This window comes from Rhodoligotrophos sp. CJ14, from assembly GCF_038811545.1.
Classification (GTDB): Bacteria; Pseudomonadota; Alphaproteobacteria; order Rhizobiales; family Im1; genus Rhodoligotrophos; species Rhodoligotrophos ferricapiens.
In genome coordinates, this window is the sequence record NZ_CP133319.1 from 432,810 (window position 1) to 452,744 (window position 19,935).

General features: G+C 63.3%; 17 protein-coding genes. 6 read left to right on the forward strand and 11 right to left on the reverse strand.

Going from position 1 to position 19,935, the window contains the following annotated elements:
• Positions 1 to 2: 2 nt before the first annotated feature.
• The 3 genes from RCF49_RS01975 to RCF49_RS01985 form a co-directional block, all read right to left on the reverse strand.
• Positions 3 to 941: a hypothetical protein gene (locus RCF49_RS01975; protein ID WP_342642371.1), complete on the reverse strand. Its 939-nt coding sequence runs from the start codon at positions 939 to 941 to the stop codon at positions 3 to 5.
• Positions 913 to 2,610, reverse strand: coding sequence for an FAD-dependent oxidoreductase (locus RCF49_RS01980; RefSeq protein ID WP_342642372.1), 1,698 nt, complete (start codon positions 2,608 to 2,610; stop codon positions 913 to 915). Before RCF49_RS01980 ends, RCF49_RS01975 begins: the two co-directional genes overlap by 29 nt.
• Positions 2,611 to 2,689: 79 nt before the next feature.
• The gene (locus tag RCF49_RS01985; protein ID WP_342642373.1) at positions 2,690 to 3,601 is read right to left on the reverse strand and encodes a LysR family transcriptional regulator; all 912 of its coding nucleotides are present in this window, start codon (positions 3,599 to 3,601) and stop codon (positions 2,690 to 2,692) included.
• Between the two features lie 110 nt (positions 3,602 to 3,711).
• On the opposite strand from RCF49_RS01985, the gene RCF49_RS01990 reads away from it, so the two are divergent.
• The 4 genes from RCF49_RS01990 (at position 3,712) to RCF49_RS02005 (ending at position 7,533) form a co-directional block, all read left to right on the forward strand.
• Positions 3,712 to 4,896, forward strand: coding sequence for a Xaa-Pro peptidase family protein (locus tag RCF49_RS01990; protein ID WP_342642374.1), 1,185 nt, complete (start codon positions 3,712 to 3,714; stop codon positions 4,894 to 4,896).
• Between the two features lie 43 nt (positions 4,897 to 4,939).
• The gene (locus RCF49_RS01995) at positions 4,940 to 5,923 is read left to right on the forward strand and encodes an ABC transporter substrate-binding protein (RefSeq protein WP_342642375.1); all 984 of its coding nucleotides are present in this window, start codon (positions 4,940 to 4,942) and stop codon (positions 5,921 to 5,923) included.
• A gap of 75 nt (positions 5,924 to 5,998) precedes the next feature.
• The gene (locus tag RCF49_RS02000) at positions 5,999 to 6,775 is read left to right on the forward strand and encodes an ABC transporter permease (protein ID WP_342642376.1); all 777 of its coding nucleotides are present in this window, start codon (positions 5,999 to 6,001) and stop codon (positions 6,773 to 6,775) included.
• Entirely contained in the window at positions 6,772 to 7,533 is a 762-nt protein-coding gene (locus RCF49_RS02005) for an ABC transporter ATP-binding protein (protein WP_342642377.1), read from the forward strand. Before RCF49_RS02000 ends, RCF49_RS02005 begins: the two co-directional genes overlap by 4 nt.
• Positions 7,534 to 7,553: 20 nt before the next feature.
• On the opposite strand, the gene RCF49_RS02010 is transcribed toward RCF49_RS02005, so the two are convergent.
• The 4 genes from RCF49_RS02010 to RCF49_RS02025 all read right to left on the reverse strand — a co-directional run bounded on the left by RCF49_RS02010 (position 7,554) and on the right by RCF49_RS02025 (position 12,892).
• Positions 7,554 to 8,273, reverse strand: coding sequence for a DnaJ domain-containing protein (locus RCF49_RS02010; protein WP_342642378.1), 720 nt, complete (start codon positions 8,271 to 8,273; stop codon positions 7,554 to 7,556).
• Positions 8,274 to 8,287: 14 nt separating this feature from the next.
• Positions 8,288 to 9,004, reverse strand: a complete 717-nt coding sequence (locus tag RCF49_RS02015; protein WP_342642379.1) for a VWA domain-containing protein — start codon at positions 9,002 to 9,004, stop codon at positions 8,288 to 8,290.
• A 65-nt stretch (positions 9,005 to 9,069) separates the two neighbouring features.
• Entirely contained in the window at positions 9,070 to 12,591 is a 3,522-nt protein-coding gene (gene mfd, locus RCF49_RS02020; RefSeq protein WP_342642380.1) for a transcription-repair coupling factor, read from the reverse strand.
• Between the two features lies 1 nt (position 12,592).
• On the reverse strand, positions 12,593 to 12,892 hold the full coding sequence (locus RCF49_RS02025) for a succinate dehydrogenase assembly factor 2 (protein WP_342642381.1): 300 nt from the start codon (positions 12,890 to 12,892) through the stop codon (positions 12,593 to 12,595).
• Between the two features lie 265 nt (positions 12,893 to 13,157).
• On the opposite strand from RCF49_RS02025, the gene recG reads away from it, so the two are divergent.
• Entirely contained in the window at positions 13,158 to 15,278 is a 2,121-nt protein-coding gene (recG, locus tag RCF49_RS02030; RefSeq protein ID WP_342642382.1) for an ATP-dependent DNA helicase RecG, read from the forward strand.
• A 66-nt stretch (positions 15,279 to 15,344) separates the two neighbouring features.
• Here the strand turns inward: recG and RCF49_RS02035 are convergent, their stop codons facing one another.
• Positions 15,345 to 15,854 (reverse strand): winged helix-turn-helix transcriptional regulator, encoded by a 510-nt coding sequence (locus RCF49_RS02035; protein WP_342642383.1) that lies wholly within the window; start codon positions 15,852 to 15,854, stop codon positions 15,345 to 15,347.
• Positions 15,855 to 15,934: 80 nt separating this feature from the next.
• Here RCF49_RS02035 and RCF49_RS02040 point away from each other — a divergent pair, with 80 nt between their 5' ends.
• Entirely contained in the window at positions 15,935 to 16,435 is a 501-nt protein-coding gene (locus RCF49_RS02040) for a MaoC family dehydratase (protein WP_342642384.1), read from the forward strand.
• Here the strand turns inward: RCF49_RS02040 and RCF49_RS02045 are convergent.
• The 3 genes from RCF49_RS02045 to RCF49_RS02055 all read right to left on the reverse strand — a co-directional run bounded on the left by RCF49_RS02045 (position 16,419) and on the right by RCF49_RS02055 (position 19,930).
• A complete protein-coding gene (locus RCF49_RS02045) occupies positions 16,419 to 17,807 on the reverse strand; it encodes an SPOR domain-containing protein (RefSeq protein WP_342642385.1) in 1,389 nt (462 codons plus the stop codon). The genes RCF49_RS02040 and RCF49_RS02045 overlap by 17 nt on opposite strands.
• A 68-nt stretch (positions 17,808 to 17,875) precedes the next feature.
• Positions 17,876 to 18,898 (reverse strand): hypothetical protein, encoded by a 1,023-nt coding sequence (locus tag RCF49_RS02050; protein ID WP_342642386.1) that lies wholly within the window; start codon positions 18,896 to 18,898, stop codon positions 17,876 to 17,878.
• A gap of 87 nt (positions 18,899 to 18,985) precedes the next feature.
• The gene (locus RCF49_RS02055) at positions 18,986 to 19,930 is read right to left on the reverse strand and encodes a hypothetical protein (protein ID WP_342642387.1); all 945 of its coding nucleotides are present in this window, start codon (positions 19,928 to 19,930) and stop codon (positions 18,986 to 18,988) included.
• Between the last annotated feature and the right edge of the window lie 5 nt (positions 19,931 to 19,935).

Below are 19,935 nucleotides of genomic sequence, written 5' to 3' on the forward strand. Positions count from 1 at the left end.
GCTCATCCCGGCATGATGCCGAGCCTGCCCAGGATCAGCCGCGTGATCGCGGCATCCGCCAGCGCAAGCCCTGGCGGCACATAGCCGATTCGCTTGGACGCAGCCCAGGACACGGTGCTGCGTCCTGCAAGCACATCCGCCAGATCGCTGTCGAACGCCCGGCTGATCTTCACCATGCCCGATTGCACCAGCCCGGCTGTATGGGCCCGATCATCGGTGGTCAAGTCGTCCAGCGCGTCGAGACTGTCGGCCCGCCAGAACCGGCCGAGATCAACCCCGATCGCCAGGGCACCTGGCCGAAGCCGGCGACAGTCGAGAACCGGCTGCGTCTCCGCCTGGAGCGGCAGCATGGTGACGATGATGTCGGCCTCATAGACAAGCTCCGGCCTGCCATTCGCGATGATGGTCTCGATCCCACGCCCGGCCGCCTCGTCAGCATATTTCCTGACCGAAGCCTCCGTACGGCTGAGCGCGATCACCCGCTGGATCGGCCGCACCGCCAGAAGCGCGTCGAGATGGGTTCGCGCCTGCAATCCGCAGCCGATCATGGCGACGGTTGTAGCCTCGGGATCGGACCAAAAATCCGCACCCAAAGCCGAAACCGCCGCGGTACGCAGGCCGGTGAGCCAGGAAAAGTCGAGCACGGCGAGTGTCTCGGCGCTATGGGCATCCGTGGCGATCAGCTGCGCGTTGACATGCTTGCCGGCCGCGGTCGAGGCTTTGGTTGAGGCAACCCATTTCACCACCGCGATATCGTCGAGCACCGCCGGCATGGCGTGAAAGAAGCCATCCTCCGTGTGCAGGCCGATCTTGGAGACCACGGGATCGGCCAATTCCGCCCGCCGCACAAAGGCGGCCCGCAGCGCCGCCAGCGCATCCTGATAGGTGATGCCGATCTCGCGGATCTGCGCCTCAGTGAGATAGGGCGGCTGTTCGTTCATCGGCAGTTTCGCTCCGGTTGGCGGTGAGCAGGCTTTCCGCGCAGATGAAGCCCCAGGTGAGATTGGGACCGATCGTGGTTCCTGCCCCGATCGCATGGGTGCCGATCGGATTGGCCATCGCAAGTCCCGCTGCGTAAAGCCCGGGGATGATGCTGCGGTCCGGCCTCAGCACCTCGCCCCGTTCATTGGTGCGGGCCCCGCCCTTGGTGCCAATGATCGAGCGATTGACCGAAATGGCGTAGAAGGGCGCATGCTCGATCGTGCCGAAGGCTGCTTGTGTTGTCCCCGCCTTATATTGCTCCCACGGGCTCTCGCCGCGGTGAAAATCATCATCACGCCCCTGAGCGCAGAAGTGGTTGAAGCGCGCCACCGTCTCCTTCACAGCGTCAGCCGGCAGGTTCGTCTTGGCGGCAAGCTCATCGAGGCTCTGCGCCTTGATCAGGCATTTCGGATCCTTGCGCACATACCAGAGGAACGGCAGGGATTGCCGCAGAAAACGCCGGTCGCCGATCAGCCAGGCTGGCAGATGCAGCGGTTCGCCCGTCGCCGCATCGCGCCGGTCGAGGGCTGCCCCGATATTGTAGTCATATTCGCTCACGAACCGGCGACCATCGCGCCCGACAATGATCGCATGCGGCTCGGTCTGGAAAGTGAGCGGAATGCCATGCAGCCGCCCTTCATAGCGGGTGGGCAGGGTTGGATAGACGTTCGCCTGGTCCATGCGCTCGAGCAGCGCCCCAGCCTTCTCGGCAAGCAGCTGGCCATCTCCCGTATTGGTGCGCGGGCTGGCAATACGGTCGAGCGGACCTAGGAAATGCTGGCCAAAAAGATCGGGATTCCACTCGAAGCCACCGGTTGCGAGCACCACGCCCCGACGCGCCATGATCGTCTGGCGTATGCCCTGCCGATCGATCTCAACGCCATTGACCCGCCCGTCCCGATCCTGCAGCAGGGCCGTAACCCGTGTTTCGGGCGAGAGCCGGCAGCCCTTGTCGAGACAGCCCTTCAGCATGCCGGTCATGAGCGCATTGCCTTGCGCCCGGCTGTCGGTGACGAGCCGCCGCAGGAGTTCTGGCCACAGCCTGACGACCGCACGCACCGGATGATGCCAGAGGTCGTCGTCATAGACTTCCTGGTAGGTGAAGAGATGCGGCAGGGTTGAGCGCCGCAGCTTGCCGGCATAAGGCCCGAGCAGCCGCCGGCTCAGCGGCTTGGGCGACAGCATGCGGCCGCGTACCTTGCCGCCGGGCCGCTCACTGAAAATGTCGGGCTCTTCGGTGAGTGCGAACCTGAGCGGCGTCTCGCGTTCGATGAATTCGAGCATGCGCGGCGCAGCCGCAACAAAGGCTTGCCAGAGCGCATCCTCCTTTTCCTGCCAGCCCGGCGGCGAAGCACTGCGGATATAGGTGAGCGCCTCCTCGGGGCTGTCCTCGATCCCCGCCTGCCGCGCAATGTGATTGGCCGGGATCCAGGTTCCCGCCCCCGACATGGCGGAGGTTCCACCGAGCTTGTCGCTCTTCTCGAGGATGATCACCGAGAGGCCGCCCACGGCCGCCCGCAGCGCCGCACTGAGGCCGGCGGCTCCGGATCCGATCACCACCACATCAAAGGCTTCCGCAGCACCACCAGACCTGGTTGCGCGCTGATCCAACTGACCCCCTGCAGTCATGACGAGTTCCGCAAATCAAGGAGAGGATGGCCTTATCACTCGAAGTCTAGGAACTCTTGCGCCGGCAAGTCCAGCACAATCAGGGGCGGACTTGCGCGATCTCGGGCAGGACCCTTGGCAACCTGCCCACCAGATGGTCGACGAAGCTCCGCGCCAGTCGTGAGAGCGGCCGGTCACGGCTGGTGATCACCGCCAGCGCATAGAGGATTTCCGGCTGGAAGGCGCGCTTGACCAGCCGCGTGCCGCGATATTGCGAGGCCACGAAATCATCGAGCAGGGCAATCCCGAGCCCGTGCTCAGCAAGTCGCAGGACCGAGTGGGACGTCAAGGTTTCGACGCGGCGGGAGGCGCGCACGCCCTCGGCCCGGAACAGCCGGTCGATTTCAAGCTGCACCGCATCACCCGTCCCGATGGTGATGAGCCTGCGGCCATGGAGATCGGCGGCCGTGATCGTGTCCTTCACGGCCAGCGGATCATCCCGGTCCAGCATGCAAACGAGCCGCATGCGCGCGACCAGCCGGCTCTCGACCTCCTCATGAAAGGGAAGGTGAAGACCGATGCCCACATCGGCCTTGCCCGCGATCACCTGATCAATCACCCCATGCGAGTTCAGGACCAGCAGAGACAGGGCAATCTCCGGATGGACCTCGAGAAAATCGCTGATGAGGCTGCTCAACGGCTCGATTGCCAGAAGAGGCAGACAGGCAACCGCCAGCCGGCCGACGCGCATGGCCTTGAGGTCGACCGCGAACTGGCTCAGCCGATCGAAGCCGACAAGCGATTTCGCGATCTCCTCGAACAAGAGGCGCCCCTCCGTGGTGAGCCGCCAACTATTGCCCTGGCGCACCCGGAGCGCATAGCCGAGGTCCTGTTCGAGCTCGCGCAGATATTTGGAGACGGCCGGCTGGGAGACGTGCAGCCGCTTTGCCGCCTCGGTCACCGAACCGTGAGCGGCCACCGCGTGGAAGACTTCCAGATGTCGGGGGCGCATGACCATCGCTTGTGCGCATAACCTGGCGTGATCCGCAGCGCAAGAAAATGTACTAAATCTCAAGCGCCGGCCGGTGCTATGGCTCCACCTCAGCAGCCATGGGGAGCACCTTGACCAACGCAAACGATCGCGGGGCGCAGAGCGCCCGCCTGCATCAGCCATTTCCAATGGCTCACTACCAGGATTGCCTGCATTATGTGCAGAGCGATCTCCGGGCGCGCGGGCTTGCTGCCGGCGTCCTCGTCGATCCCGAGAACATCTTCTGGCTCACCGGCTATCGCTCGATCGGCTATTGGACCTTCCAGGCCCTGATCGTCCCCAGGGAGGGTCTGCCCATCCTGGTCACCCGCATCTTCAACAAGCCGCTGGCGCAGGAGACCCCAACCATTGGCGGGGTTGAGGTGATCGGCGATGGCGATGATCCAGCCGCAAGCCTCGATGCCGCCCTACGCCGCCACATGGGTGAGGCGGGCGATATCGGTTTTGAAACCGGTGCGCGCAACTTCACCGGCCTCATGCTGCGTGCCCTCGAACAGCGGGCGGCGACCTATCGCATCATCGATTGGAACGGTGTGTGTGAGGAACGGCGGCGCCTGAAGACGCCGGCCCAGCTAGAGCGGATGCGCAGCGCAGCGAATGCCGCGGTTGCGGGGCTCGATGAAGCCATGCGCACGATCGCTCCGGGACGCACGGAGAACGACGTGGCCGCCGCCATGCTTTGGGGTGCGGTTGGAGCCGGCAGCGACTTCTTCCGCGTGCCCCTGGTGGTGACCGGACCTGCAACAGCCTTATGCTTCACCACCTGGGAGCGACGGGCGATCGAGCCCGGCCATGTGGTGCTGCTGGAATCGGCCGCCTGCATCGACCGCTATCACGCCATGATCGCCCGCACCTGCATCGTCGGCAAGGCAGGCGAGGAACATCGCGCCGTATCCGGCCTGCTGATCGACATGCTGAATCGCGCCATCGATGCGCTGAGGCCCGGCGCAACCTCCGGCGAGGTCTTCGCCGCGGCCAATCGTGCGCTTGAAGGCTCGCGCCATTATCGCCAGGCCGGCCAGCGCGTAGGCTATTCCATCGGCATTGGTTTCCCGCCAAATTGGGCCGAAGGTCATTTCCTCGATCTCAAGGCGAACGATCCGACGGTGCTGGAGCCGGGCATGACCTTCCACATCGTGCCCTCCATGTTCACGCCGGATTTCGGCATGTGGTTTTCGGAGAGCGTGGCGGTGACCGATCAAGGCGCCGAAGTGCTGACATCCTATCCGCGCCAGCTCTTCGAGCTCGATTTCTAACGACAACAACAGAAGACCTTAGCCAGACTTGGAGGGACAGATTATGCGGACATACCTGAAAACACTGCTTGCCCTCGGGGCCTTGGCGGCCTTCGGCGCAGCAAATGCGCAAGCGCAGGACAAGCTTCCCCTGAAGCTCGACTGGAGCCTTTATGGGGCGCACACGCCTTTCTATCTCGGCATTCAGAAGGGCTACTATAAGGACGAGGGCATCGATCTCACCATCGCCGAGGGCAACAGCGCCGGCAATGTGGTGAAGCTGGTTGCCTCGGGCGAGGACCCGATCGCCTTCATCGATCTGGGTACCATGGCGATCGGTGCCGACAAGGGCATGCCGGTCAAGGCCATCTATGGCGTTCACCAGAAGAACCCCATGGTGATCATCAGCCGCAAGGACGCGCCGGTAGACAATCCGAAGGCGCTGGAGGGCAAGGTGCTCGCCATGGCGCCATCCGAATCCACCGCCCAGATGCTGCCCGCGCTGCTTGCCGCAAACGATGTGGACATCAAGAAGGTCAGCGTCTTGAACCCCGCCGTGGGTGCCAAGAACGCGCTCTTGCTGCAGGGCCGCACCGATGCGGTAACCGGCGTTACCTATTTCGCCCTGCCGATCTTCGCCAAGCAGAAGCTGGATGTCACATATTTCACCTATGCCGATAATGGCGTCCCGGCGCTCGAGGACGGGATCGTGGCCAATACCGATTGGCTCGCCAAGAACGAGGATCTCGCCCGCCGTTTCCTGAAGGCCACCACCCGCGCCTGGGCCGATGCTAAAGCCAATCCTGAAGAAGCGGTGGATGAAGCCCTCAAGATCCGCACCGACCGGGCCCGCGACCGCGACCAGCTGGTTGCCCAGCTCAAGCTCTCGCTGGATCTCTTGACCACCGAGAACAGCAAGGACCTGGCCCCTGGCGCCATGGCCGAAGCGGACTGGACGGCGATGATCGAGGGTATGAAGAAGGCAAGCCTCATCAGCGGCAATCGTCCTGCGACGGATTATTTCACCAATGCGCTGATCGAGAAGTAAGCTCGGGCCACATGCCCTGAACCCCGCGCTCATCGAACATGGGCGTGGGGCTTCGACCTTGGAGACCAACCCACCATGTCCTGGCGTGGCGCCATCTATCCTGTGGCCACCCTCGCGGCCTTCATCCTGCTGTGGCAGGCGGCGGTCGCTCTCTTGGCCTTGCCGGAATACCTGGTGCCCTCGCCACTCGCGGTGCTCCAGCGCATGCGGGAGGACCATGCAACCCTGCTCTTTCATTCCGGCATTACTCTTGCCGAAACAATCGGCGGTTTTCTGCTTGCCCTGGTGCTTGGGGTGGTGATCGGCGCGCTGCTCGTCTCAAGCCGCAGCCTCGAGCGGATCGTGCTGCCGGTGCTGCTGGTCATTCAGACCTTCCCGAAGATCGCACTCGCTCCGCTCATCATCATCTGGTTCGGCTTAGGCTTTGGTCCCAAGCTTTTGATGAGCTTCCTGGTCGCGGTCTTCCCCGTGCTGATCAGCACCATGGTCGGCATGCGCTCGGTCGAGAAGGACCTGGTCGATCTCGCCCGCTCCATGCAGGCAAGTCCGCTAGCCATTTTCCTGCGCTTTCGCCTGCCCTCCGCCCTGCCCCAGATCTTCGGCGCCATGAAGGTGGCGGTCGCCTTCGCCATTGTCGGCGCGGTGGTTGGCGAATGGGTCGGGGCCGACAAGGGCCTGGGCTATCTCCTCATCTGGGCCAATGCCAATCTCGATACACCCATGCTGTTTTCGATCCTCGTCTGCCTCGCCGTGATCGGGCTCGGCCTCTATTACCTCGTTGAGATCGCGGAAAGGCTTGCCCTGCCCTGGCATGTCAGCATCCGCGGACAAGCGCCCGGTTTCACCACATGAGCGACACGATCATCGACATTGCCAATCTGTTCATGCGGTTCGACGAGGTCGAGGCGCTAAGGGATGTCTCGCTCACCATCGACCGCAACCAATTCGTCTCGATCGTCGGCCCCTCCGGCTGTGGCAAGAGCACGCTCATGCGCATCGTGGCGGGGCTCATCAAGCCGTCCAGTGGCGAGGTGCGCATCGATGGTGACATCGTGCAGCGCCCCCATCCGGGCGTCGGCATCGTCTTTCAGAGCGCGACCCTGCTGCCCTGGAAATCGGTGCGCGGCAATATCGCCATGCAGCTCGAATTGCGTGGGTTGAAGCCGGCCGATCACGCCGCCGCCATTGACGGACTGATCCGCTTGACCGGCCTGCAAGGCTTCGAGAACCACCTGCCCCACCAGCTCTCCGGCGGCATGCAGCAGCGCGTCTCGATCTGCCGCGCCCTGGTGCACGATCCCGAACTGCTCCTGCTCGATGAGCCCTTCGGCGCGCTTGATGCCATGACGCGCGAGACCATGAACAGGGAATTGCAGCGCATCTGGCTGAACAGCCGCAAGACCGTGCTCATGATCACCCATGGCATTGCCGAGGCGGTGTTCCTGTCCGATATCGTCGTGGTGATGTCCGCGAGGCCAGGCCGCATCGAGCGGATTTTCACGATCGACCTGCCTCGACCGCGCACGCCCGAGATCGACGACAACCCGCTGTTCCGCGAATATGTGCGCGAGATCCGCAAGCTCTTCGGCGAAGCCATCGCCTTCGATTGAGATGAGGCGGCAGCGCAAGTTCAGCGCTTGAGCAGCACGTCCTTCGCCTGATTGATCATGGCGGCAAAGGCATCCGACCCGCCCGCATCCGGGTGGAACTTCTTCATGAGCCGCCGATGGGCCGCGCGGATCTCGCGCTCGCTCGCATGATCCGAGACCTCCAGGATGCGGCAGGCTTCCGCCCGCGACATCGCGAACTCGGCCCGCGGGCCCGCCCCATTACTCTGCTTTGCGCCGGCACCCGCCGCATCCCGCCAGCCCGCATGCATGCGGTCGAGATAGGCATCGAGCAGGAGCCGGCTCTGATCGGCCACTGAATAGGCTTCCCCGCGCAAATCGAGCAATTCGGCGAGCGTCAACGCCGAAAGCCGGCGCCCGCTATAGCGGCCCGCGAGCACAGATCCGTCCATCATGCCGGTGTCGTGATCAAGCTCCATGGCGAGCAGCGCCGTGCGCACGCTGGAGCGCTGGCCGCCCGATGGCCGGCCGGCACGGGAGAAGCCGCCGGGCGCACCGGGAATGTTCATGTGCCGCCCGAGCAGACCCAGTCCAAAGGCGATGAGCGGTGCTCCCACCGCCATGCCGCCACGCAGCGTCATGATGAGGCCGACCAGCGCGATGGCAGCCCCACCGCCAAGCCTGGTCAATTTGGCCAGCCGCTTCGGATCGGCCTTGATCGACTTGCGCAAGAGCCAATAGGCCAGCACGAGGGCTATGGCGACGAGAATGAATGCCTGCATAGCTGTTGCAGCCCCTACCGCAGCTGATCCAGCAGCAATGTCGCCGGCCGGTTCTTGCGCCCGTAATGCTCGAGCGCCTGCCTGCCGCCGGCCGCATAAACCGCCACCGCCGCAAGCAACGCCCGGAGCTGTCCTGCCGCATTCAGATCGAAACGGCAATAGGCGCCTTTCGTGAGCCGAGCGATCTCGCGAAATGCGCTCTCGGCTCTTGCATCATAGCCTTCCTGAAACATGAAGATCGGCACGCCCAGAAGCCCGATCTCGCCGGCACGGGCGCAAAGGAGGTCCACATCCTCCTCCATGGCGTCACCCACATAGACTGCCGCATGGACGCGCGCCCGCTCCATTTCCAGCTTGACATGCTGAAGCACCTTGCGGATTTGGGTGTGACCACCGCGGCAGGCAATTCCCGACATGAGCTTGGCAAGCCCCTTGGGGTCGGATACCCAGCGGCTGGCCATGCATTCATTGAACCCGCGGAAATAGACGAGCTGCACGTCGAGCCCGCCAATCCTGGCGGTTTCCTCGAACATCTGCCCCTGAATGGCGAGAGCCTGATCCCAGGTCGGCTGCCGGCTCATGGTCGCATCCATGGCAAAAACCAGCCGACCTCGGTCCTCGCCCTGCCGCAGAGGCAGGGATTTGGCCTTCGCCAGGAATTCACCGACCTCTTGATTGGTCGATGAGACCTCATGTCCTTGCGGCGTCGTGACAGGCGCTCGCGTTTTCAACCCAACCTCCGGGACGCCCAAACCTTATCTGAAGATGGGGCAGGCAGGCCCGCCCGACAATCCCGTCAGGCCGCTTTGGGCTTTGCCTCCTCGACGATCTGGACGAGCCGCTTCAGGATGGCGCGCACGCCCTTGAGCCGGTCCTCGGCCTCGTCCATGTCGCGCTTGAACACGAGCTTCTGGTCGGGCCTGAGCTTCACATGGTGCCCTTGCTCGTTGATATAGGCGACGAGCCCCACCGGATTGGCGAATTGGCCATTGCGGAACGCGACCACAACGCCCTTGGGACCCGCATCGACGCTTGCCACATTGGCGGCACGGCAGAGCAGCTTGATCGCCACCACCTGCAGGAGATGGTTGACCTCCTGCGGCAGCGGACCGAAACGGTCGCGCATCTCCGCCCCGACACCCTGCACCTCCTGCTCGGTCTCGAGATCCGCAAGGCGCCTGTAAAGGCTGAGACGAAGGTCGAGATCGGCCACATAGCTTTCGGGGATGAGCACGGCCGTGCCGATATTGATCTGCGGCGACCAGCGATCCTCGCTCTCAACCTCGAGATCACCCGACCTGAGGCTTGCCACGGCTTCTTCGAGCATCTGCTGATAGAGCTCGAAGCCGACTTCCTTGATATGCCCGGACTGCTCTTCCCCGAGCAGATTGCCGGCGCCGCGGATATCGAGATCATGGCTCGCCAGCGTGAAGCCGGCGCCGAGCGTGTCGAGCGACTGCAGCACCTTGAGCCGGCGGTCGGCCCCGGCGGTGAGCGGCTTGCCCACGGGCACGGTGAGCAATGCATAGGCCCGCTGCTTGGAGCGTCCGATCCGGCCACGGATCTGGTAGAGCTGGGCGAGCCCGAACATGTCGGCCCGGTGCACGATCAACGTATTGGCGGTCGGGATATCGAGCCCGGATTCGACGATGGTGGTCGACAACAGCACGTCGAACTTGCGGTCATAGAAGGCCGACATCACGTCCTCGAGCTCCGTAGCCCCCATCTGCCCATGGGCGATGGCGAAGGTGATTTCCGGCACGTGCTCACGCAGGAACTCGGCCATCTCCCCGAGATCGGAGACCCGCGGGCACACGAAGAAGCTCTGGCCGCCGCGATAGTGCTCGCGCAGGAGTGCCTCGCGGATCGTCACAGGATCGAACGGCGACACGAAGGTCCTCACCGCCAGCCGATCGAGCGGCGGCGTGGTAATCAGCGACAAGTCGCGCACCCCGGTCATGGCGAGCTGCAAGGTGCGCGGAATGGGCGTGGCCGTCAGCGTCAGCACATGCACATTGGCGCGCAGATCCTTGAGCCGCTCCTTGTGCTTGACGCCGAAATGCTGCTCCTCGTCCACGATCAGCAGGCCGAGATCCCGGAAGGTGATGCCTTTGCCGAGAATGGCATGCGTGCCGACGATCACATCGATCTGGCCCTCGGCCAGATCCTTCTTGATGTCGCTGAGATCCTTGCGCGAGACGAGCCGGGAGGCCTGGGCGACCCGCACGGGAAATCCGCGGAAGCGCTCGGCGAAGGTCGCAAAATGCTGGCGGGCAAGCAATGTGGTCGGCACCACCACCGCGACCTGCCGCCCGCTCATGGCCGCAACAAAGGCCGCGCGCAAGGCAACTTCCGTCTTCCCGAAGCCCACATCGCCGCAGATCAGCCGATCCATGGGCCGGCCGCTCTGGAGATCTTCCAGCACCGCATTGATGGCATCGAGCTGCTCTTCAGTCTCATCATAGGGAAAACGGGCGCAGAACTCGTCATAGACCCCTTCCGGCGGGACGATGACTTCGCCCTTGCGCAGGAGGCGTGCCGCCGCTGTCTTGATCAGCTGGTCGGCGATCTCCTTGACCCGCTGCTTCAGCTTGGCTTTGCGGGCCTGCCAGGCATGTCCGCCCAGCTTGTCGAGCTGCACGCCCGCCTCTTCCGAGCCATAGCGTGAGATGAGCTCGATATTTTCGACCGGCAGGAACAGCCGGTCGCCGCCCGCATAGGTGAGGAACAGGCAATCATGCGGCGCGCCCTGCACCTCGATCGTCTTGAGCCCCTCGAACCGGCCAATGCCGTGATCCACATGCACCACGAGATCGCCCGGCGCGAGGCTTGCAACCTCGGTCAGGACGTCGCTCGCCTTGCGCTTCTTGCGCGCCCGTCGGATCAGCCTGTCGCCCAGAATGTCCTGCTCGCCGACAATCGCGAGCTCCGGCGTCTCAAAGCCATGTTCGAGCGCCAGCACCACCACATTGAGGATCGAGGGATCGCGGCTCTCAACCTCTGTCCAGGTATCTGCCCCCACCACCGGCGCCATGTCATGCTCGCGCATGATGGCGATGAGCCTTTCGCGCGAGCCCTCGCTCCAGGCCGAGATGAGAACCCGCTTGCCCGCCCGGCGCAGATCGCCCACATGCGCCTTGACCGCATGGAAGACATTCTGCTCCTGCTGCGCCCGTTCGGCGGCAAAGCTGCGCCCTTGCCGGCCATGGAGCGAGATCACCCGGGCGGCCTGCCCCTCGGGCTGCTCGAATGCCGTGAAGCCCAGCTGTGGCTGTGACCCGAGCAGGTCGATCCATTCACTTTCGCTGACATACAGCGCAGACGGCTCCAGCGGCTTGTAGGGCGCCGCGCCGAATGTCTGCTGCTCCAGCGCATGCCGGCGCGCCTCGTAGAAGTCATCGATCAGTTCGCGCCTCGCCTTCACCGCTTCGTCCAGCTGGTGATCGAGGCCGATCGCTGCCCAGTCCGCATAGTCGAAAATGGTTGCGAGCCGGTCATAGAACAGGGGCAGCCAGTGCTCCATCCCCTGATAGCGCTGCCCGGCGCTGATCGCTTCATAGAGCGGATCATTGGCGGTCTGTCCGCCGAACGTCGCCACATAGCGGGTCCGGAACCGCGCGATGGTGGTTTCCATCAGCAGCACTTCGGAGGCCGGCTCCAACACGATTTCCTTGAGCTGCCCGATCGACCGCTGGCTCTGTGCATCGAAGGAGCGGATGGACTCGAGCGTGTCCCCGAACAGATCGAGCCGCATGGGATGCTCGACCCCGGGCGGGAAGATGTCGATGATCCCGCCGCGGATCGCATATTCACCGGGCTCCATGGCAGTGCCGGTGCGGCTGAACCCATTTTGGGTCAGGAACTCCTGGAGTGCCGGAATGTCGATGACATGGCCCGGCGCGGCGCGGAACGAGGCATTTGCAAGCGTTTTGGGCTGCGGCACCCGTTGCAGGGCGGCATTGACCGTGGTCAGCACCACGATGGGCTTGCGCTCGAGCCCCTTGCCCAGCCGCACCAACGCGGCAATCCGCTCGGCAATGATGCCGGCGCTTGGCGATACCCGGTCGTAAGGCAGGCAGTCCCATGCGGGAATGCGGATAACCTCCACATCGGGGGCAAAGAATGAGAGCTGATCGGCGATTTCCGCCATGCGCTGATCATCGCGCGCAAGATGCAACAGCGGCCGCGGCCGGCTTCCCTCGGCGGCTTGCCGCGCGAGCTGCCCGAGCGTGAGCGAATCGAGCCCCTCCGGCGCGCCTGCAAGCACTGTCCGCCCGGTTTGGGTCAGCACTGACGAAAGATCAATCGAAGCGCTCATTCTATTTGGTTGCGTGAGCAGAGGTGTAATCGGCCGGCGTGAACCGCTTCTCGAGCAGGGAGCGGACGAGCGGCGTGTCATATTCGGCAGGGACCGGGGCACGGCCCAGAATCCAGTCCAGGAGCTCGCCATCCGGAACATCCGACAGACGCTCGACCTCCTCGATCTCGCGCGGTGAGAATCGGTCGATATTCGCAGCGACGAATCCGCCGAAGACCAGATCGACCTCCTTCATGCCCCGATGCGCACAACGCCAGGCGAGCCGACGCCGGCGAACGGCTTCGTCCATATCATTTGTCATTCTGTCGCTCGCATGAATACTCAAAGGGCTCTGCGCTCAAGCTCGCACCGGTTTCATATGCGCTCCATGCCCGCAGATGCAATACGCATCGGCCGAAACTTTGCAGGGACCGATGGCTTTGAGAGGCCCATCGGCAGTTTCCGCCACACCGGGCTTGTCCGGCCTAGCCCTTGGATGCTCGCCCCAGGGCCGAGCGTCACCAAATTCTCGCGTTATCAATATACCCCTCTTTCGCTGTCCGCCATTGCAGGCTAGCAACGCGACCATGCGTCCGTCCGAACTCAACCCGCTCTTTGCCTCGGCCACATCCCTTCCCGGGATCGGTGCAAAGCTGGAACGCGTGCTCGCAAGGCTTATCCAAGGGGCAGGATCCGGGGGCGCGAGCCCGTCACCACTGCGAGTGCTCGATCTCATCTGGCATCTGCCGGTCGGTGTAGTCGACCGCAGCCTCAGGCCCAAGCTTGCGGATTTGCCGCCCTCTGGCGTGGTGACGGTCGAGGCGGTGATCGGGCGGCACAGGCCCGGCGCGAGCCGCCGCGCACCCTATCGGATCGATTGCCTGGACGAGACCGGCACCCTGTCCCTCGTCTTCTTCCATGCCCATGGGGATTACCTCAAGCGCACCCTGCCCGAGGGCGAGCGCCGGCTGATCAGCGGCCGGGTCGAGTGGTTCAATGGCAACCCGCAGATTGCCCATCCAGACTATGTCCTCACGCCCGAGGAGGCGGCATCCCTCCCCCTTCTTGAGCCGGTCTATCCCTTAACTGCCGGTCTTGCGCCCAAGGTTCTGCGCAAGGCGATCGCCAGCGCGCTCGCAGCCCTGCCCCAATTGCCGGAATGGCAGGATGCGACGATGCTTGCGCGCCATCGCTGGCCTGGCTTCACCGAAGCGCTCCGTGCCGTGCATGAACCAGCCAGTGCTGCGGACCTGCAACCCGACAGCCCGCCGCGCGCCCGCCTTGCCTATGACGAGCTCCTCGCAAACCAGCTCGCGCTTGGCCTCGTGCGCCGCCAGTTGAAGCGCGCCAAGGGCCGCATCACCGCTGGCGATGGCCGCATTCGGGACAGGATCATCGCCGCCCTCCCCTATAGCCTCACCGGTGCCCAGACCCTGGCGCTCGCTGAAATCTCTGCCGACATGAAAAGCAGCGATCGCATGCTGCGTCTGCTGCAGGGCGATGTCGGCTCGGGCAAGACCGTGGTCGCCCTCATCGCGCTTGCCGCCGCGGCGGAAGCGAGCCTCCAGGGTGCTCTGGTCGCACCGACCGAAATACTGGCGCGCCAGCACCTGGCGACCATCGAGCCGCTGGCTGAGGCGGCAGGTCTCAGAACCGCATTGCTCACCGGCCGCGAAACAGGCGCGGCGCGCAAGCGATTGCTGCAGGACCTTGCTGCCGGCGAGATCCAGATCCTCATCGGCACCCATGCCCTGTTCCAGGAGGATGTCGCCTTTCGCGACCTCGGTCTCGTGGTGATCGACGAGCAGCATCGCTTCGGCGTGCATCAGCGGCTTGCTCTGCAGGCCAAGGCCGATGGCAAGGCCGACATGCTGGTGATGAGCGCAACCCCCATTCCCCGCACGCTCTCACTCACGCTTTACGGCGACATGGATGTCTCCCGCCTCACCGAAAAGCCTGCTGGCCGGCAGCCGATCGACACGCGCGTCACCTCCATAGAACGGACCGATGAGGTTATCGCCGGCCTCAGGCGTGCCTTCGGCACCGGCGCGCGCGCCTATTGGGTCTGCCCCCTGGTAGAGGAGAGCGAGACGGCCGATGATCGCACCGCCGCCGAAGCCCGTTTCCGCGCGCTCGATGAGCAGTTTCCGGGCCGGGTCGGCCTCGTGCATGGCCGTATGAAAGGCGCCGAAAAAGATGCGATCATGGCCCGTTTCAAGGCGGGCGAGCTCTCGCTTCTGGTCGCCACCACCGTGATCGAGGTTGGCGTGAACGTGCCGGAAGCGACCATCATGGTGATCGAGAATGCCGAACGCTTCGGATTGGCCCAGCTGCACCAGCTGCGCGGCCGGGTTGGGCGGGGCGAGGAGCGCTCGACCTGCCTTTTGCTCTATCAGCCGCCGCTGAGCAGCACCGCCGCCGCGCGCCTCAAGATCATGCGCGAGACCGAAGACGGCTTTCTCATCGCCGAAGAGGACCTTCGCCTGCGTGGCGCAGGCGAAGTGCTGGGCACGCGCCAGTCGGGCCTGCCGAGCTTCCGAGTCGCCAATATCGAGCAGCAGGGCGAGCTCTTGGCCATTGCCCGCAAGGATGCGGCACTTGTGCTTGAGAAGGATCCTGGCCTCACCAGCGCCCGCGGGCAAGCCTTGCGCATGCTGCTCTATCTCTTCGAACGCGATGAGGCAGTGAGGTTGCTTCAGGCCGGATGATTGTTTTTGTCAGTTTACTGACGGTATATGTTCCAATTTATGATTAACTGGTCTTCAGACTAAAGATTAACTTGGGCTCCGTCGCGCCTTGAACGCCTTGCGTCGCTCCTCCCGTTCGCGCGTGAAGAATGGTGATAGCTTCACCTCCACATCCCCCAGTCCGAAATGGCCGCCACAGGACGGACAGGCAAGCGCCATCCCGGTCGGGTGTCCGCATTGGCGGTGAATGAGCATTACGGCGGGTTCGCGCGTGCCACTTCCCCGATCCCAGCGCTCACCCCAGGCCTTCAGCGCTAGCAGGACCGGGTAGAGATCCTTGCCCTTCTCGGTCAGCCTATATCCGTGGCGGACCGGGCGCTGGTTATATGTCTCGCGCCGGATGATGCCGTCCTTTTCCAGACGCTTGAGTCGCATGGACAGGAGGTGGGGCGACATTCCCGTCTGCGCCTGAATGTCTTCGAACCGGTGCTGCTTGAGGAACAGCTCGCGCAGGACCAGCAGGGTCCACCGATCCCCGACGATCGCAAGACTGCGGGCGATCGGACATGCGGTACTGGCGATATTGCTCCAGGACATGCTTGCTCGCTTCAAAAATTGAAGGCACTCTATCACGATCGTCCGGATCGAACCAAGACCGGATCGGATGAGGAGGCGCCATGGCAAGCCCGTTGCCGTCGGATCAGAAGAGAGAACAGCCACTGAGCCTCGAGGATTTCACCGTGGGCGAGCGCATTTGCTCGAGTGCCTTTACAGTGACGGCCGAGCTCGCACACGATTTCGCGCGGGCTTACGATCCTCAGCCCATGCACCTCGAAGAAGACGCGGCACGCGCCTCATTCTTCGGCGAGCTTGTGGGAAGCGGCTGGCAAACCCTAGCCGTCACCATGCGGCTGATGGTCGATGCCCGCCTGACCGGAACGACCCCGATCATCGGCGCTGAATTCAGGGAGATCCGTTTTCACCGCCCGATGCGCCCGGGTGATACCCTCACGGCGGAGGCAGAAGTTCTGGCAGTCAGAAGATCGCGCAGCAAGCCGGAGCGGGGCTTTCTCGATCTGCACCTAACCACAATGAATGGACGGGGCGAGACGCTTCTGACCCAGATCTGGACGCTTGTGCTACCAGCCCGCGCGGGCCGGGCTAATCAGCCTTCGTGACGAAGCAGGAAAGTCCGCGCGATTTGAGCGACCGGCATGTCTTGTCAGCATCCTTGCGGCTGTCGAAACCTGCAAGGCGCAACCGATAGAAGACACCCTTAGCCCCGAGATCCGCGCGCATCACCACCGGCTCGTAGTCCTTCAGTGCATCATGTTTTGCCGACAAGCGCTTCCACACGCCCCAGGCGCTTCCCTCATTTTCGGCCGAAGATAGCTGAATGAGCCAGCCCGAAACCGCCTGGGCAACGGCCTTCGCGCCCTCACTCTTATCGGCAACGGGCGAATTCGGAAGCGTGCCGATCGCAAAACCGGGCTCCGCGCTTGCCACTTGAACCGGCTTGGCTGTTGCATCCTCGGAGGTCGTGGCGACCAGCCTTGCGCTTGCCTCGGCGGGCTCCGCTACCGGCTGAGCCGCCATTTTCTGGGCGGGCGCAGAGGCAGGCAGCGCAATCTTCTGCGGAGCAGCAATTGCCGCCGTTGCCGTTGCCTCTGGCACGCTGCCCTCGAGAAGATGCGCAGGCGGGAACACGGCTTTCGGCAAGTCACCGGTTTGCGCGGCGTCACTCACCGTCATCGACCCGCCAACGGAGCCTGTAACCACCGGCGTTGAGAGGCTCGCCACCCGTTGCGTGGCAATCGCCGGCATGCTGTTTTCCGTCGCCCCGGCCGAGGCCAAGCTATCGGGAATGGGCGCGCCACCATTCAGTGACGCGAGCTTGGCGCGCGCTTCGGTGAAGTCTGGCTTTGCCATCAGCGCCCGGTTCAGCTCATTCTTGGCATCACCGACGCGACCGAGCTCCTCGAACACCATCGCGCGAGCGAAATAGGCAAGATGCGGCGAGCCGAAATTGCTCTCGATCGCCTTGTAGAAGTCCGAGAGCGCGTAATAGGGCTTCTTGTTCTCGCGCATCACGAGACCGCGGCTCATATAAGCCTCGCCAAAATTGCTATCGAGGAACAGAGCCGCCGTGAAATCATCAACCGCCAGGCCGGGCTGGTTGAGCTTACGATAGGCAAGACCGCGGTTATAGAGCGCAACGGCACGGGTCCGCGCATCCAGCAGGTCCTGCTCCAGCGCCTTGGTATAGTCTTCCGCGGCTTTGGCGTGCAGCCCCTGCCGCTGATAGGCAAGCCCCCGGTTGAGCTCTGCCTTGGCCTTATCGACCTTGGCAACGCCCGGGGCGCCGATGATGGCGGTGAACTGCTCGATGGCCTGCTTGAGATCCCCTTTGCGCAGCGCCTCCGTGGCCTCGGCGGTCAGTTTCGTGACCGGAGTTGAGACCGACGCGGCTCCCGCGGGGACCGGTCCCGCCAGGGCCAGCACCAATCCCACCAAAACTGTGCTCTGACGCAACAACGCTACCGTGCTCATGCAAAGAGCATCGCACGGCACAGTTAATGAAAGATTGAATCAAATGAGGATCGAATGTGATCCCTTGTTTAGAGAGAGTGCATGAGACCATCGAAAGGGGGAACGGGGTGGTCTGGTTCAGGCAGTCGCGGCTGGTCATGTGCGGTTTGCTCATGATCCAGCGGGCCATCGCTATATCCTTTGGAGCCAGAAAGTGGAGACGATGGCTCTTGGTGGATCTCGCCAATGATCTGGCCTGTCCGCTGGTCGACAATGGATGGCACGGCGGATCGGTAGCGCCCTGGCGAGGGCTGATCCTCCACGTCTGAAAGGTCCAGGTGATTGTTCAGCGAATCGGATCGCGTACGGGAACTCAGATCCTTCAGATGAGCATCATTATGGAGCTGCAACGATTGCGCATGCGGGTCCGGCAAACCCTCGCGGATGAGCTCCTCTCCCGGTGGCGGCACGAATTGATCGACTTTCTGGGAATAATGAATTTGCCCGTCTTTTCCGTATTTTGCTTCCACTTGATGGAGGCCGTAGGGAGCCTCCCACGTGCGCCAGCCATTGCTTGTCTCGACAAGGGAGCGCACCTCCCCTCTCTTATCGACGGCGATATTTCCGGGATAAGCAAAGACGCTGGTATCTCCCGCGTGCGGCGCTAAGCTTTTGAGCAGATCATGCAGGAAGCCAGATGTGAGAACGCCCTCTTTCGGGCCGGACACGGCCCCTGCATGACTGGCGACGACATTGATGGCGCGAACGGGACCCTGCGGAATGACCGATGAGAGAAGCTGCCCGACCTCGGTGCCAGAAAGATTGCTGACTTTATTCTCCGAGCCGCTTCCGGGCGAATGTCCCCGGCCCACGATGTCGATCCAGCTATGATGCCCGGCAAGCGGCTCTTTGCGCGAGCCATCTGGCGATGGATCAAGGCTGCGAGTGACGGGATTATAGCTGTATCCCTGGCGGACCCCGGAATCGAGCAGCATGTCATTGCCCGTGTATAGCATCCGCTCGGCAGCGGTATGAGCAGGACCCTCCTTTTCCAGCGCGACGACGATGCGGCTGGCGGAGCCCGCAACCGGCTTGGACGTAAGTCTTGGCATGTTTGATCCCTGATACTGCCATCCAAGTTGGCTGTATCAAGTCAAGCACGGTTGCGCAACCACACGTTGCAATTTCACCAAGTGGCGTCAGACACAATAGCCAAGCGAATAGCTGCAGCCCGGAATGATGTCCATTTCGGCATCAGCCGGGTCCTGCGGAAGAGGCGGTGCGGGAAGAGGCGCGGGCGCCGCGTCTGATTCCTCTGGCCGCTCGTGAGGCGTATCGCCCCGTGATCGCGCGGGTGTGCGCTCCAGCGGTCCAGCATCGTGATCCGGCAAGCCATTCCGGATGATGCCCGCCGCCTCGGCCTGGATTCCCTCCGGCACGCTGTCGATGGTCCGATAATGCATCTGCCCATTGACGAGGCGCACCTCCATGGTGACGCGGCCATAATCCTCGGCCCATGTCGTCCATCCCCCGCCATTGACCGCGTGGATTGCACGGACCTGTCCATCTCGGTCTACGGCAACATTGCCGAGTTCGGCAGTGATGACATTTGGCATCGCACCATCCCCGACCCGCAGGCGCAGCCCCATCACAAATTCGTAGAGAAACCCCTCCGTGAGCACACCCTCTCGCCGACCGGGTTCAAGCTGGACATGGCTGGCAACGATCGAGATCTGTTCGACACCTCGCTGGGGCAGCAATGGCGCGATCAGCTCCGCCAGCTGAAACCCGTCGAGCCGACTCACTTGTCCCGCACCGCGCCCCTCGACCTCGCCGCGGCCGACGATGTCGATCCTTGTATGCTCGTCCGCCACGAGCCCTTGGGTCTCTGTGGTGGGCCTGAGCCGCCCTGCGTTCCTGTCATAGACATAGCCGACATTCCGCCCGCCCGCATAGCCGGCGATCGATCCGGGATTGCACTCGTCGACGAAGCGCTCAACGATCCGCTCGGCCGCTCTGTCCACTGGCCAGCTATCTTCGAGGGCGACCACGATCTTATTGATCAACCCTTTGCGCGGCTCGGGCTCTTTTGGCGGAATGAAGGGCTGTTGCGTGAAGAACCGATAGAGTATCGAATAGACCATAGAGC

Bases quoted from the DNA above. Each gene is read 5' to 3' on its own strand.
- RCF49_RS01975 (WP_342642371.1), bottom strand. From the start codon at position 941: ATGAACGAACAGCCGCCCTATCTCACTGAGGCGCAGATCCGCGAGATC.
- RCF49_RS01980 (WP_342642372.1), bottom strand. From the start codon at position 2,610: ATGACTGCAGGGGGTCAGTTGGATCAGCGCGCAACCAGGTCTGGTGGT.
- RCF49_RS01985 (WP_342642373.1), bottom strand. From the start codon at position 3,601: ATGCGCCCCCGACATCTGGAAGTCTTCCACGCGGTGGCCGCTCACGGT.
- RCF49_RS01995 (WP_342642375.1), top strand. From the start codon at position 4,940: ATGCGGACATACCTGAAAACACTGCTTGCCCTCGGGGCCTTGGCGGCC.
- RCF49_RS02000 (WP_342642376.1), top strand. From the start codon at position 5,999: ATGTCCTGGCGTGGCGCCATCTATCCTGTGGCCACCCTCGCGGCCTTC.
- RCF49_RS02005 (WP_342642377.1), top strand. From the start codon at position 6,772: ATGAGCGACACGATCATCGACATTGCCAATCTGTTCATGCGGTTCGAC.
- RCF49_RS02010 (WP_342642378.1), bottom strand. From the start codon at position 8,273: ATGCAGGCATTCATTCTCGTCGCCATAGCCCTCGTGCTGGCCTATTGG.
- mfd (WP_342642380.1), bottom strand. From the start codon at position 12,591: ATGAGCGCTTCGATTGATCTTTCGTCAGTGCTGACCCAAACCGGGCGG.
- RCF49_RS02025 (WP_342642381.1), bottom strand. From the start codon at position 12,892: ATGACAAATGATATGGACGAAGCCGTTCGCCGGCGTCGGCTCGCCTGG.
- recG (WP_342642382.1), top strand. From the start codon at position 13,158: ATGCGTCCGTCCGAACTCAACCCGCTCTTTGCCTCGGCCACATCCCTT.
- RCF49_RS02035 (WP_342642383.1), bottom strand. From the start codon at position 15,854: ATGTCCTGGAGCAATATCGCCAGTACCGCATGTCCGATCGCCCGCAGT.
- RCF49_RS02040 (WP_342642384.1), top strand. From the start codon at position 15,935: ATGGCAAGCCCGTTGCCGTCGGATCAGAAGAGAGAACAGCCACTGAGC.
- RCF49_RS02045 (WP_342642385.1), bottom strand. From the start codon at position 17,807: ATGAGCACGGTAGCGTTGTTGCGTCAGAGCACAGTTTTGGTGGGATTG.
- RCF49_RS02050 (WP_342642386.1), bottom strand. From the start codon at position 18,898: ATGCCAAGACTTACGTCCAAGCCGGTTGCGGGCTCCGCCAGCCGCATC.
- RCF49_RS02055 (WP_342642387.1), bottom strand. From the start codon at position 19,930: ATGGTCTATTCGATACTCTATCGGTTCTTCACGCAACAGCCCTTCATT.